A 13,485-nucleotide genomic window follows, 5' to 3' on the forward strand; every position below is an offset into this window, starting at 1 on the left:
AAGAAAGCCCTTTCAATACTTATTTTACTCTCTTGAAATCGAGACCAAACATGGTTATTATGTCCTTGGATGCAATGATAGTTTCTCCTGCAAACCTTCCATACCCGATGGTAATTGCCTCAGAATCATTTATGGCATCCAGGAATATTTTTAACCGTCCCATTTTATCGACAATACTTGAAAGCGCCATTCCGTCATGGGTGCATTGAAGTTTAAAAGATTTCAACCGTGGTCGCTCTTCATTAACACAAACGTAATTGCCGCTTCTTTGTTTCCACGTTTCCGTAACATTCAAAGGCCTAAATTGTTTCCCCTGCGGTGAGCGAAAACCGAGTTGCTCAAGGGCAAATACTTTTTCGCCATTGATTTCAACGATACCTACGCGAAGCATCGATAGTTTTTTCAATTTCAAGGGTAAAAAACCGAAAAGCATAAAAAGAGCGCCAAACCAGCCATCGCTATGCGGTTGAAGACGAAATATGCCTGAAGCCAATTTAGCCACGAGATGTTTTCCAGAGACCAAGGTTTCTGCCATTCCCGAAAGTGTGAAAAATCGACCGGTCAGAGTTTTCATTTTTTCAGGTGAAAGGGTTGATGGCATTTTCCCTTGATCTGGTGGAACAGCTATATGATGGCCTTCTTCGAGAAACAACTGAAGAATGTCGACCGCTAATGTATGGTTCATCGTAGCGCCGGTAGATGAGTTTGTCAACAAGGTGATACCAAGTTTTCTCTCTGGAATAAGAACCACAAGACTGAAAAAGTGTGGCGTACCACCATCATGCCAGATTACCTTGCCACCGTGATCGAGTCCCGGTTTACCCATAAACCATCCTAGTCCGCAAATAAAGCTCATGTCTATGGCATTGTCTGGATATTGGGGAGTAAGCATCATATCAAAAGTATTATTATTGACAAAAATGTTCTTGCCGGAATTCAGAATCGAATTCATAAACAATGCCATATCCGGGGCCGTTGAATGAATCCCCCCTTCAGGAACTGCTTTCATCATTCCTTCAAATTGTTCTTTCCCCATTCGGTAAGGTTTTGAAAGAGCTTTTCTTTTCTCATCAGAAAGACCTATTGCCGAATTGGTCATGCCGATTTTTCTTAATAAAACATCGTCAATATATTTGTGAAAAGGCATGCCGCTGATTCGGCTGATAAGCACGCCCAGGAGTTCATATCCAAGATTAGAATAATAGAACATTTGTCCAGGGGGACAAATGGCATATGCGTTTTGAAGGTAGGGCAGAACAGAATGGAAGGCTTCGAGATTATCGTTATAATAATCACGCAGGTTATCGCAAGGAAGGCCAGAATGATGGCACAAAATGTCGCGGATAGTTATCGGTCTATCGGATGGAAAACGGGATTTTACGGAGAATTCCGGGATGTATTCCTTTATGGGCTTATCAATATCAATCTTGCCCTGCTCGGCAAGCTGCATGACAGCGGATGCCGTGAAGACCTTGGTAATTGACCCGATTTTGAAAAGTGTCGAATCATTAACGGGGATGTTGTTCTTTTTGTCGGCATAACCAAAGTTTCTGAGAATTACCGGAGCATTGTCATTGATGATCGAAATGCTGGCGCCGGTGATCCGATAGGTTTTCATGGCGCGTTGGACTAATGCCGCGGCTCTTTCATTTAAATCCATAGTATCAAGAAACTCTTCCTTTCAATAAATCCACGGCACAAGTCGCCAAGTTCTTGTCATGTAGCCGCGGTATTCCGGAAATTCAGCGATCATGAATTTCTCTTCCTTGTGAATTCGTAATATCGCTCCTATAATGCAAAGAGGTAGGAATAAAAAAGCAATCAATGAATGTAACATCAACCATGTGCCTGCTACCTGCAGCAGTGTGGCGCAATATAAGGGATGACGCACAACCCGATAAATACCGTTAGTCTGCAAACGTTGATTCTCGGAACGTCCCTTCGGCGCTCAACGCCTTTGCGAGGCGTCCTGTCCAATACGCGGTTCAATCCTTTACGGGACGGGCCGGACTGGTTTCTCTTCAACCGCTGCGGTACGTGGCTCGGTCATGCAGATTCTTCTTTCAAGATAGGTCAAAAGGGATCACTACAAATCAACCTTCCGCGCTCCGGAAAAGCAAGGCTTGCGGTGGAAAATTGCCGGTCAAAATGCACAATAGGGGCGGGCCGAAGCAACGTTGGAGAAGTCAGGCCGAAGCAGAATTCTCGTCGCGCAGCAAAGTATTAATGCAACACTAAATCATGCGCGTCAATTTGACGATCCCAAAACGGAGTTTTCTGTTTTGGCGGATTCTTTGGGCCGCGGAAACCTGTAAAGCAATGGCTGCTGTGTCTTCCCGACAACGGGTATGAGGTTCAGCAGCCGTACTTTCATGCGGTCGGAAAGAGACAAGCGCCGAAACTCGGGCAAATCGGTTGCTTTAAGCAAAGAATCGAAGCATAACCGGGGTTCCAGCCGGATCACCTGCCGTGGAGTGCTGATTCCCCAGTGGAACGCGGCCCCTGTCCCTCTCACGGTGGAACGGGACATTAATCGGACGAGCAGCTTGCCGAACGCGTTGAAGAGTATCCGGCCGCTGGGGAACCTGTCGACAACCCGGTTGAGCAGTCGCCTCATGATGTTCTCCGTGAGGTACATGGTCACGCCCTCGGCCATGATCAGTGCCGGCCTGTCATTTTCCACTTTGTCAAGCCATTCCAGCTCCGACAAGGGAGCGGCAACGAGGTGATAACCGGCCCGTGCGGGGTAGAGCCGTTGACGCAGGTCGACCACTGCGGGATAATCAACATCATACCAGCCGACGGACCCGGCCGGATTGACCCGGTGCACCCGGCTGTCCAATCCGCACCCCAGATTAAGGACCGTCGCTTCAGCATGGTTCCGGAGGAATTCCTCGGTGGCAAGGTCGAATATCCTGGCGCGAAGCGCAAGGAATAAAGATTCTTTTTGGCCGACATTGAATTTTTTAAAGTCGTTTTTGATTTTCGAGACCGCCAATTCGGCCCAAGGGTCGCGGAATATCGCCCACTTTGAACGGCTCTCCAGCGCCTTTGCATACAAGGTAAAGAGCATTGTCTCCTGCTCTTTGACCAAATTGACCGTTTCTGTTTGCATTCATCTCTCCCGTATCGTCATCAAAAGCCTTGCTTCGATTTGCCGCCGTCACAGATAAGATACATAGTGTATCTTATCTTAAATATACGCCATTTTAAAATAAAAGACAACATGTATCTTATATTTATTTCAATCGGATTGTATATTATTCATAAAAGAAATACAGGCAGAGGAGGTTCGCATTCATGAAGAACACACGCAGGAATACACGGAAGCGGGGAGATGCGCTGGTCGAAAGTATTTATGACGCGGCCGTAAAGCTTATGAAAAAAGTCGGGTATGCCGATCTCACGTTTCGGCAGATCGCGAAGGCGGCAAAAACCGGCCGCAGCGTGTTGTACCGCCGTTGGGCAAATATGTTTGACCTGCTCATGGAAATAGTCGATGACCGATCGTCCAAAGCGCTGGGCGGCCAATTGATCGACAGAATGGAAAATACCGGAACTTTACGGGGAGACCTGCTCAATTTGCTTACCCTCTACCAGAGCACCTACGCGGAAATCGGGCCGGAAATTTTAAGCGCGGTTTTATTTGAAATAGGGCAAGGCAATAATAAAATACCCGAAGCCGAGATAGACGCTGCCGCAAAAAATATCCTGGTCATGCGAAAATTACTGAAAAATGCGAAGTCAAGAGGCGAAAAGATAAAAAAGGTCAGCGACGCGGCACTGACCCTGCCGTTTACCCTTATTCGCATGGAAAACCTTATGCGTAAAAATGCCGATTCGAAACGGATCGCATTATTTGTCGATGAAATACTGCTTCCGGTTTTTACCAAAGCTTGTTTCTGATTGCGCTTTGCCGTATCGACCACAGAGAAATAAATTACTGAATTCGGCATTTTCGTGCTAGCGCTGTTTACGCTGCTGCCATAGTGTAATGTCTTGTTTGCGCCGATCTTCTCTTTTGTCATTGTCTTGCCGCGCCCCTCTTTTGTTTTCAGCCGCCGCACGGAACTGCGCGGGCACCTTAGCCTATTTTGAGGCTTTCAGGATTCCCTGCCAGGGAGTCACGGTTTCAAGAAAATGGCTATCAAGAATCTCCGTCGACATTCCCTCGCTACGGAAGACTTGGGCGTACTCCTTCAGCCGGAGGATGTCCGAGATTATGACTTTCCCACCGGGCTTTAACACCCTTGCGATTTCCCGGCAAGCTTTTTCTCTGCCCTCCTTGGTTGGGATGTTGTGGATGCAGAGGTTGGAAAGAACAACGTCAAAGTATAAACCGGGAAAGGACATCTTTTGAGCGTCTTCGTTTCTTACCTCAACCTTGTCGCTTACCCCTTCTATTTGGGCGTTTTTGAGGGTGTCTTGAGGATTGTTTTCATGCATGTCTACTTGGCTCCAAATATCGATTCCAATGCTCTTACCGCCGGTTAACCTCTTGGCCGCTCCGATCATCAGCAAGCCTCTTCCGGTGCCGATGTCAAGGACTGTTTCGCTTCCCTTCCAATCCACCATGGAAAGAAGCCTGTCTCGCAAGTGAAACTTGCCGGCCTTAACGTAATAAGCGAATTTAACGGCGACGAAGGTGAACAATAGAGAACCAACAAGGAACAAGGCGCTCAGGATTTTAAGAATTGGGTTGGGAAGAATGACGAGAACGATGGTGATAACCCAAAGCCCGGCACAAATAAAAGGAACCCTGAAAGGTGAACCATCAACGCCATAGTCCGGTGAGACAGTTTTTTTGTTTTGATCCATAGACCCGACTCTGATGTTTTAAAATGGTATTTGCTTTTCCTGTCTTCGGCGCAAACTCTATTATTTCATTCAGCGCAAACATTGACGCCAATGTGCGCCGTGTTACGACGTGGCCAGCGTTAGAAAACGTGGGCTTGCCGAAGGGGACATGCCGCCGGCGTCGGCCGTAAAAAAAGCGAAAGATTCGTATCGTATGTTTTTTGCCCACGGGAAGTTCATGGCGGCGCTCATTTTGACCTTTGCCGTCGGCGGCAAACCGGTGGCTTTTATTTTGATTCTTTCATCGCAAAGGGCGGTCATCGGATTGGCTTCAAGTTTCATCAGTAAAAACCTCCTTTGGTTTGTATCATGTTTGATGCTGATGACGTTGCGCCCGTCAAACCATGACTACCACGATTTTGCCGTGTGCATGGCCCTGCCCAAGATATCTCATGGCGTCCGCGGTCTTTTCGAATGAAAACCTTTTGTCTATAACCGGTTTGATCCTGCCTTCCACGATGCGCTCTTTGATGAAATCCAGATCCCGCTTGTTTGCTTTTGCCGACAAGGCAAGAAATTTCTTCCGGGAGCCCAATGCGAGCAACGGGCCCATCAAAACCCCCTGGAAAATCTGGCGCGGGTTTCCGCCCACCATTATATACACGCCGTTTTCCTTTAAAGCCCGTTTGTAAACGGAAGACGGCTGGAAACCGTTGATGCCGAGTATCGCGTCGAAACGTTTGCCTCCTGTAAAGGCGTTCTCCTTTGTATAATCGACCACGTGATCGGCGCCGAGCGAGCGGGATTGCTCAACGTTGCCGGGGCCGCATACGGCGGTCACGATGGCCCCGAAATATTTTGCCAGCTGCAGCGCGAATGTTCCCACCCCGCCTCCCGCGCCCTGGATCAGCACTTCCTTCCCCTGCAGGGAAGTCCCGGCCTTTTGCATGGCCTGCAAAGCGGTAATGGACGCCAGGGGGACCGCCGCCGCTTCTTCGAAAGACAGGATGCCGGGTTTCGGGACCAAGCTGTCTTCAATACAAACGGCGTATTCGGCGAAACTGCCCGACCCATGCATGAAAATACAGCCAAAGACCGCGTCGCCCGGTTTGAATTGCGTAACGTTTTTCCCGACCGCCTCCACCACGCCGGCAACGTCAGCGCCGAGGACACTTCGTTTGGGTCTTGTCAATCCCATCATCAGCCTGACCGCAAATATATCGGCGGTCAGAAGATGCCAGTCCGCGGCATTGACGGATGCGGCATGGACTTTTACCAATACCTCGTTGTCTTTGGGCGCGGGCTTTTCTATATCCTTTAACTGAAGCACGTCCGGTGGGCCGTATTTTTTATAGACAAAGGCCTTCATTGTTATCCCTTCCGGTTTGTTTTGTGGACCAATGATGACGTTTTACACCGCGAGGATGACTTTTTCAAATCTAAAATCCAACTTGCGACTATCATAAACATCTCTCATAAAATCAACCATCCGCGCCTTATAAAAGCAAGCCTGAGCTTTCAATCCAATAAAATGAGATCGATGATGAAACAATGCCTAGAAATCAAGATGTACCCCTTTTGAAAATCTTCAAAAGGAAAATGATTGCTCTTGCCATTTGGAAAAAAACGGCAGCCAACGGTTGGCCGTGCGTAACGCCCGGATTTTTATCTTCTTGCTTGGGAACTATTATGACATTCCCGGGCAACAATTCCCGGCGCCGCAACTATTGGCGCCGGGACAGGCATGGCCGCTTGAGCAGGCAGGCCCGGATGAAATCTTTCCCATTGCAATGCCGCCCACGCGGGACATGAGCTTGCGGGTCTTTTTCGACTTGCATTTGGGGCAGGGCAGGGTATCGTTGGTGAAGGATGAGACGATTTCTTCAAACGTGTTTCCGCATTTTTCGCATTCATATTCGTAAATCGGCATGACGGAACCTTTTTTTGGTTGATCCCTTACTTATATTGGTTAATTGATGAAACAATTCTTATTCTCTATTTAAAATCCTGCTCACCATCCGTGAAATTCCCGTCCATCATAGTTTAAAATACATCAAAATTCGGCACTGCGACCGGCCGTAATGATTTGTGCCGCTCCTCAAAGAAGGGAAAAGGTATTTTACAGGCTCATTCTTAAAGCATAATGGACCAGATTTTATGCTGATACAATTTGCAAACGGGATCATTGATACGTTTCTTGCCATGGCTCCGTATCTCACGATAGGGTTGTTCTTCGCCGGCATTCTGCATGTGTTCGTGAGCACCGACATCGTGGTAAAACATCTCGGCAGCAACTCCATAGGTTCGGTGGTCAAGGCGGCGATCTTCGGCATCCCGCTGCCGCTGTGCTCCTGCGGCGTGCTTCCGGTCGCCATGTCGCTGCGCAAGGGAAAGGCGTCAAACGGCGCCACGATCTCGTTTCTCATTTCCACGCCGCAGACCGGCATCGACGGCATCATTGCCACCTGGGGCATGCTCGGCCCTGTGTTCGCCTTATTCAGGCCGTTTGCCGCACTAGTCATGGGAATAGTGGGCGGTCTTGTGGCAAACCTGTTCTCGCCCAAACAGGCCGCGTCGGCAAGCAATGGTGAACGGCGTTTCGAATGCAACATCTGCTACGACACGTCCCCGCATTCCCATTCGCTCGCGCACAAAATACGGCGCATTTTTACCTATGCGTACAGGGATTTTTTCGACGACATTTCGGTGAACCTGATCATCGGGCTGGTGCTGTCGGGCGCCATCTCGTTTCTCGTGCCCGACAATTTCTTCGAGAAGTACGTGGGCAACGAGTTGCTTTCGATGCTCATGATGATCGCGCTGGGCATTCCCATGTACACCTGCGTCACGGCGTCCATACCGGTCGCGGTGGCGCTCATGCTCAAGGGGCTTTCACCCGGTGCGGCGTTCGTGTTCCTCACCGTGGGGCCTGCAACGAATTTTTCGTTCATCATGGTGATCGCCCAGGTGATGGGGAAAAAGATCGTCACCGTGTATCTCGCCACGCTCGCGGCCATGTCCGTTATCATGGGCTTTGCGCTCAACGCCGTTTTCGATATTGCGGGCAAGTCCTCTCTCGAAGGCCTGGTGGCGCGGCATTATCACCATCACCATATTCCGGTTTGGCAACTTGTTCTTTCCGGCATTTTCCTGATCGTGCTTCTGCTTTCGTTTTACCGCCTGCTTGCTCCCAGAGTGCAAAGGCTGTTGGGAGTGAAAAAAACCGGCAGGGAGGCATCCGGCGCACTCGTACTTTCCGTTTCCGGCATGAGCTGCAAGAACTGCGCGCGAAAGGTGACCGAGGCGGTGAAAAAGGTTTCCGGCGTAAAGGAAGTTGAAGTGGACGTGAAAAAAGGCAAGGTGAAGGTGGCTGGCAAGGTTGATATAAATGAAGTTAAAAAAGCTGTGATAGATGCAGGATACAAAGTTGCATAAGTTTTATCTAGTGGGGGAAGTCTCCCCCTAGCCCCCGGCTTCCGGCGCACTCCCATGATAGATTATACTATGTCAAGGAGTGCGCCGGCGATCCGGGGGCATACCCCCTCTTTGGCGCCGATACTCCCGTTATTCGCATGCAGTATGAGTGGCTGGCGATACAACAGTAGCAGAGCGAGATATTATTCTAAGGAAAAAGATAATTATTATGGCTACTGACGATCTGTCAATTTGTGCCGATTCTCAAAAAAGAAATGCTGTCCGATTGGCGCCACACTAGTTGTTGACGCGAAAGAATTCCGCCGTCGCGTTAGGGGCGACTGGAGGCCGCGCCAAAGCGCGGTGCTGCCCGGCCCTCGCCGACAGGCATATAGGGGCCGTGGCAGCCCGAGCCGAAGGCGAGACCGGAAGGAGAACCGACCCCGTTTGTAAGGGTGAAATATTTTTCACCCTTACAAACGGAGGTACGCCCATTTTTATTATTTAGTTTTATCCATTATTTATCTTTTATCCATCCCCATGTCCCAACAAAAATCCGACAAGAAACTTTTCCTCATCGACGGCCACGCCGTCGCCTACCGCGCCTATTACGCGCTGATCAAAAACCCGCTCACCAATTCCAGGGGACAGCCCACGGGCGCGGTGTACGGGTTCGCCACGTACCTGCTCAAGCTGCTTGACGATTACAAATGCCCCTACATCGGCGTGGTGTTCGACAGCCCTGAGCCCACGTTCCGCCACAAGCTGTACAAGGAGTACAAGGCCAACCGCGAGGAAATGCCCGACGACATGAAGTCGCAGATCCCGCTCATCAGAAAACTGGTGGAGGCGTTCAACATCACCGCGCTTGCCCAGCCTGGACTCGAGGCGGACGACATCATCGCGCACATGACCAGGCGCGCGCGGTCCGAGGGGTTCGAAGTGTTTCTGGTGACAAAGGACAAAGACCTCATGCAGCTTGTCGGACCCGGCGTGCGCATGCTCGCGTTCGAATCCGCCGGCGGCATCGCGGTGGTCGGGCCCGACCAGGTGAAGGAGAAACTCGGCGTTTTGCCCGAACAGGTGCGCGACCTGCTCGCGCTCATGGGAGACTCGTCCGACAACATACCGGGCGTGCCCGGCGTGGGCCCCAAGACCGCGCAGAAGATCCTGGAAAAGGCGGGCACGGTTGAAAAGCTGCTCAAAGACCCTTCGGTGGTGGAAAACGAAAAGCTGCAGGCGAAAATCGCGGAGAACAGGGACATGATTCTCCTTTCGCAAAAGCTGGCGACGCTGCATTCGGATGTTTCCTATGACGTCAACGTCGGCGACCTCGTTGCCAGGCCGGTCAAGAAGGACGAATGCATTGAGTTTTTCAAGGAGCTCGAATTCACGTCGCTGCTTAAGAACCCGCTGTTCGTCCAGGAAAAAAAGATCTGCCATGCGTCAACGGTCCCGAAATCCGCGGCCGAACTCGAAGCGTTCGTAAAGAAGATAAAGGCCGCCGGGTATGTATCGGTCGACACCGAGACCACGAGCCTCGTGCCCCGCCAGGCCTCGCTCGTGGGGATTTCCCTGGCGCTGGACGACAATCAGGCCATGTATGTTCCGGTGGGCCATACCGGAAAGGACGCGTCTTCCAACCTTCCGTTTCCGAAGGTGCTTGCCGCACTCAAGGACATTCTGGAGTCAAAATCGGTGGCAAAAATAGGCCAGAACCTCAAATACGATTACCAGGTGCTCAAGAACCACGGCATCACCATGCGGGGCATTGCGTTCGATACCATGATCGCCGCCTACGTGCTTGACCCTGGAAAGCGCAACTACGGCCTTGACGCCATGGCCGCCGAGCACCTCGGCGTTTCAACCGTTCCCATCGAGTCGCTCATCGGCAAGGGAAAAAAGCAGGTCTGCTTCAGCGAGGCGCCGGTCGCGGAAGCCGCGGAATATTCCTGCGAGGACGTGATCCTGCCGCTGCACCTTAAAAAGCTGTTCGAGCCCGTGCTTGACGAACGGAAGCAGGTCGCGCTTTTCAGCGACATCGAGATGCCGCTCGTGGCCGTGCTCGCCGAGATGGAATGGGAAGGCGTGCGCATCGACGACGGCCTGCTTGCCAGGCTTTCGAAGCAGTACACGAAAGACCTCGCCGCGATCTCCAAGGACATCTACCGGCTCGCGGGCGAGGAGTTCAACCTCAATTCGCCCAAGCAGATCAGCGCGATACTGTTCGACAAACTGAAGCTCCCCAAATCCAAGAAGACCAAGACCGGTTTGTCGACCGACGTTGACGCGCTGGAAAAACTCGAAGGAAGCCATCCGATCATCCCCAAGCTCCTCGAATACCGGGAGGCGCAGAAGCTGCTCTCCACCTACATCGACGCGCTCGGCCCGCAGGTGCTGCCCGCGACCGGCAGGCTCCACACCACGTTCAATCAGACCATCGCGGCCACCGGCAGGCTCTCAAGCGCCAACCCCAACCTGCAGAACATACCGGTGCGCACCGACGCGGGCCGCACCATACGCGAGGCGTTCATTGCATCCGAGGGCCGCGTGCTCGTGTCGGCCGACTATTCGCAGATCGAGCTGCGCATCCTGGCGCATGTGTCAAAGGACCCGTTCCTCGCGGCGTCGTTCATGGAAGACAAGGACATCCACACGCAAACCGCCTCTGCCATTTACGGCGTGTTCCCCGAGATGGTGACGCAGGAAATGCGGCGCGCGGCAAAGACCATCAACTTCGGCCTGATGTACGGCATGGGGCCGGTGAACCTGTCGCGCCAGCTCGGCATTTCGTTCAAGGAGGCTTCCGAGTTCATCGAAACCTATTTCAAGCAATTCCCCACCATTAAGTCCTGCATGGAAAAGAACATTCGGAAGGCGCGGGCGAGCGGCTTTTCTGAAACGCTGCTCGGCCGGCGGCGCTATCTCCCGGAAATCAACGCCGAGAACCGGCAGGTGCGCGAGGCGGCGGAGCGCACCGCCATCAACACGCCCATCCAGGGCACGGCCGCCGACATCATCAAGATCGCCATGATACGTATCAGCGAGGCGGCCGAAGAGTCGGGCTTCGACTTCAAAATGCTCCTGCAGGTGCACGACGAGCTGGTGTTCGAGGTGAAAACCAAGGACGCCGAGGCATTCAAGGAATGGGCATGTAAAATGATGAGCGAGGCATACAGATTAAATGTTCCCATTAAAGTGGAGGCCGGGGTAGGGAAGAATTGGAGCGAGGCGCACTAATAAATTTGTAATGATTGATAAATAATAATTTGGCGGGGAAGTCTCCCCCTCGCTCGAGCCTCCTCGGCCCGCCAGGAGCGGGACTGGGTGCAGCCGGGTAACGATAGTGGCAAGATTCATCCGCCTGCTGGGCGCACCCGCGGAGGACATCTGTAAAACAATTCTTACAAATCCAATGATACTCATCTAAAGAACAATAACCTTAATGTAAAACATCAGGATAATCTTCTACTTATATTTCAAATTATTTCTTCGGTGATCGTCTTCTTTGATTTGGCTAAATCCGTCACCTGCAAAGTTTTCCCCTCCACTTTGTAAATCGCCCAGTTTTTGAATCCCCGGTCTTTTATATACTTCCCGAATCCAGGTGATTTCTTCGCCAGCATTTTCAGTACCTCATCAAACTCTTTTCCTTCAGGCACCTGCGACGCCTTTCCCGACAGGGCCACGCTCTTGAACTCTTCCTGCGAGATGACGGGATTCTGGAAATTAAGCGTGACATTCGGATTTGCGGCAATATGCCTTACCTTCCGCGAATCCAGGGCCGTGGTGAAGTAGACGTTGAGCCCGGTGTTCACCAGCGGGCCCACGAACCTTACGAAAGGTTTATTTTCCTCGCCCACGGTAACGAGCAGGGCGATCATTGATTTCTCAATATAGGCGGCGGCGTCGGATGAAAGGTCGCTCATGGAGACTCCTTTACTTTCAAGCTCAAAATAAGACTTTTATGCGTAGAAGGCAAGATGCGTGAAGGCAGGCGCCAAAGCATTTGAAAATAGCAATTGAAAATGGCGTAGGGTAATTTATGTTCGATTTGAGTAACGGAAGCTTGTTTACATAGTGGAAGTCATTCTAAATGTTAGGCATGACTGGAGGCCGCGCTGGAGCGCGGTGCCGCCCGGCCGGCCCCGCCTCACCCGCATCCGTGAGGCGGGTGAACGCCAGCCTTTATTTTATTTCACATCTTTAACAATACTTTTAATATTCCCGCCTTTTTAGAATACTCAAACGCCTCCATCCCATCCTTGATCCCAAACTCTTTTGCTATCATCCACGAAAAATCCGGCTTGAACATTTCGAGGAAACGAATTGCTTCAGAAAACCGTCCGCAGCGCGAACCCACCATTGTTATTTCGTTGACCACGAGCGGTGAGGGATTGAACGTGATGCTCAGCGCAAAGGTGCTCTTGAGAACAAGGGTGCCGCGCGGTTTTGTGCATTCTACTGCGAGTTGAAACGCATCCGGGTTTCCGGAAGCTTCAATCACCACGTCAAATTTGGTTTTTTGGAATTCATCTGACACAATTGCCGCCGCCCCGGGTTTTCGGATACGGTTGAGCGTTTCGGGATGATGCCCGACCACTGTCGTCTCGCATTGGATTGTGGAGAGCACATGGGCGATTAAAATACCCAGCTTTCCGTCGCCGACGAGCAGCACCTTTGTATTTTCAAGCGGAACCTGGTCTTTTATCTCAAGCGCGGCGGCAAGCGGCTCGATGAACACGGCGCTTAAATCGGGAATCGAATCAGGAATCACCACGGCATTTTCCGCAGGCACGCTTATATATTCCGCGAACGCGCCGTCGCGCCCCTGTATGCCGATGACAGTCCGGTGGGGACAGTGGCGCTCCATGCCGCTTTTGCAATAATCGCAGGTGCCGCAGCCGCAGTTGATTTCGGCGGTGGCGCGTTTCCCAATAAATTTTTTATCGTCGGCTTTTTCGATAACGCCGATAAACTCGTGGCCGAGCACGCCCGTGAAGCCCGGCATGTAGCCGGCCACGATCTCGTGGTCGGTGTTGCAGATGCCGGCTTTTACAATGCGGATAAGAACGTCGCCTTGTTTACGGACAGGAATTGGTAATTCCGCGAGATGAAGATTTCCGTCAAAGACAAGCGCTTTCATTTGAATCCCTTGGAATAATAGTATTGAAAATTATGTAAAGAAAAACCATAGTAGTTTGATCTCTTCCGGGGGCGTTGTCCCAAACCTCTGCCAACTTTTTTGTCACTTCGTTCCCCACGGCAAAGTAG

At 51.2% G+C, this 13,485-nt stretch carries 11 protein-coding genes; 3 read left to right on the plus strand and 8 right to left on the minus strand.

Annotated features, from left to right (window positions below):
• Positions 1-19: 19 nt before the first annotated feature.
• Positions 20-1,660 (minus strand): serine hydrolase domain-containing protein, encoded by a 1,641-nt coding sequence (locus tag VLX68_16180; protein HUI93781.1) that lies wholly within the window; start codon positions 1,658-1,660, stop codon positions 20-22.
• A gap of 588 nt (positions 1,661-2,248) precedes the next feature.
• Positions 2,249-3,115 (minus strand): class I SAM-dependent methyltransferase, encoded by an 867-nt coding sequence (locus VLX68_16185; GenBank protein ID HUI93782.1) that lies wholly within the window; start codon positions 3,113-3,115, stop codon positions 2,249-2,251.
• A gap of 185 nt (positions 3,116-3,300) precedes the next feature.
• Here VLX68_16185 and VLX68_16190 point away from each other — a divergent pair, with 185 nt between their 5' ends.
• Positions 3,301-3,906 carry a helix-turn-helix domain-containing protein gene (locus VLX68_16190; GenBank protein HUI93783.1) on the plus strand — a complete coding sequence of 202 codons (606 nt, stop codon included), beginning with the start codon at positions 3,301-3,303 and terminating at the stop codon, positions 3,904-3,906.
• Positions 3,907-4,089: 183 nt separating this feature from the next.
• Here VLX68_16190 and VLX68_16195 read toward each other — a convergent pair whose 3' ends face one another.
• The 4 genes from VLX68_16195 to VLX68_16210 form a co-directional block, all read right to left on the minus strand.
• Positions 4,090-4,818, minus strand: a complete 729-nt coding sequence (locus VLX68_16195) for a class I SAM-dependent methyltransferase (GenBank protein HUI93784.1) — start codon at positions 4,816-4,818, stop codon at positions 4,090-4,092.
• A gap of 102 nt (positions 4,819-4,920) precedes the next feature.
• Positions 4,921-5,139, minus strand: coding sequence for an acyl-CoA thioesterase/BAAT N-terminal domain-containing protein (locus VLX68_16200; GenBank protein HUI93785.1), 219 nt, complete (start codon positions 5,137-5,139; stop codon positions 4,921-4,923).
• 55 nt (positions 5,140-5,194) lie between these two features.
• Positions 5,195-6,166, minus strand: a complete 972-nt coding sequence (locus tag VLX68_16205; GenBank protein ID HUI93786.1) for an NAD(P)-dependent alcohol dehydrogenase — start codon at positions 6,164-6,166, stop codon at positions 5,195-5,197.
• A 318-nt stretch (positions 6,167-6,484) separates the two neighbouring features.
• Positions 6,485-6,727, minus strand: coding sequence for a zinc ribbon domain-containing protein (locus VLX68_16210; protein ID HUI93787.1), 243 nt, complete (start codon positions 6,725-6,727; stop codon positions 6,485-6,487).
• 227 nt (positions 6,728-6,954) lie between these two features.
• Here VLX68_16210 and VLX68_16215 point away from each other — a divergent pair, with 227 nt between their 5' ends.
• Positions 6,955-8,232, plus strand: coding sequence for an SO_0444 family Cu/Zn efflux transporter (locus VLX68_16215; GenBank protein ID HUI93788.1), 1,278 nt, complete (start codon positions 6,955-6,957; stop codon positions 8,230-8,232).
• Positions 8,233-8,751: 519 nt separating this feature from the next.
• Positions 8,752-11,451: a DNA polymerase I gene (gene polA / locus VLX68_16220; GenBank protein HUI93789.1), complete on the plus strand. Its 2,700-nt coding sequence runs from the start codon at positions 8,752-8,754 to the stop codon at positions 11,449-11,451.
• Between the two features lie 239 nt (positions 11,452-11,690).
• On the opposite strand, the gene VLX68_16225 is transcribed toward polA, so the two are convergent.
• A complete protein-coding gene (locus VLX68_16225) occupies positions 11,691-12,140 on the minus strand; it encodes a pyridoxamine 5'-phosphate oxidase family protein (GenBank protein ID HUI93790.1) in 450 nt (149 codons plus the stop codon).
• 269 nt (positions 12,141-12,409) lie between these two features.
• The gene (locus VLX68_16230) at positions 12,410-13,357 is read right to left on the minus strand and encodes an alcohol dehydrogenase catalytic domain-containing protein (protein ID HUI93791.1); all 948 of its coding nucleotides are present in this window, start codon (positions 13,355-13,357) and stop codon (positions 12,410-12,412) included.
• Positions 13,358-13,485: the final 128 nt, after the last annotated feature.

The organism is Chitinivibrionales bacterium (assembly GCA_035516255.1).
GTDB lineage: Bacteria > Fibrobacterota > Chitinivibrionia > Chitinivibrionales > FEN-1185 > FEN-1185.

Bases quoted from the DNA above. Each gene is read 5' to 3' on its own strand.
- VLX68_16230 (HUI93791.1), bottom strand. From the start codon at position 13,357: ATGAAAGCGCTTGTCTTTGACGGAAATCTTCATCTCGCGGAATTACCA.
- VLX68_16210 (HUI93787.1), bottom strand. From the start codon at position 6,727: ATGCCGATTTACGAATATGAATGCGAAAAATGCGGAAACACGTTTGAA.
- polA (HUI93789.1), top strand. From the start codon at position 8,752: ATGTCCCAACAAAAATCCGACAAGAAACTTTTCCTCATCGACGGCCAC.
- VLX68_16215 (HUI93788.1), top strand. From the start codon at position 6,955: ATGCTGATACAATTTGCAAACGGGATCATTGATACGTTTCTTGCCATG.
- VLX68_16185 (HUI93782.1), bottom strand. From the start codon at position 3,115: ATGCAAACAGAAACGGTCAATTTGGTCAAAGAGCAGGAGACAATGCTC.
- VLX68_16225 (HUI93790.1), bottom strand. From the start codon at position 12,140: ATGAGCGACCTTTCATCCGACGCCGCCGCCTATATTGAGAAATCAATG.
- VLX68_16190 (HUI93783.1), top strand. From the start codon at position 3,301: ATGAAGAACACACGCAGGAATACACGGAAGCGGGGAGATGCGCTGGTC.
- VLX68_16180 (HUI93781.1), bottom strand. From the start codon at position 1,660: ATGGATTTAAATGAAAGAGCCGCGGCATTAGTCCAACGCGCCATGAAA.
- VLX68_16195 (HUI93784.1), bottom strand. From the start codon at position 4,818: ATGGATCAAAACAAAAAAACTGTCTCACCGGACTATGGCGTTGATGGT.
- VLX68_16205 (HUI93786.1), bottom strand. From the start codon at position 6,166: ATGAAGGCCTTTGTCTATAAAAAATACGGCCCACCGGACGTGCTTCAG.
- VLX68_16200 (HUI93785.1), bottom strand. From the start codon at position 5,139: ATGAAACTTGAAGCCAATCCGATGACCGCCCTTTGCGATGAAAGAATC.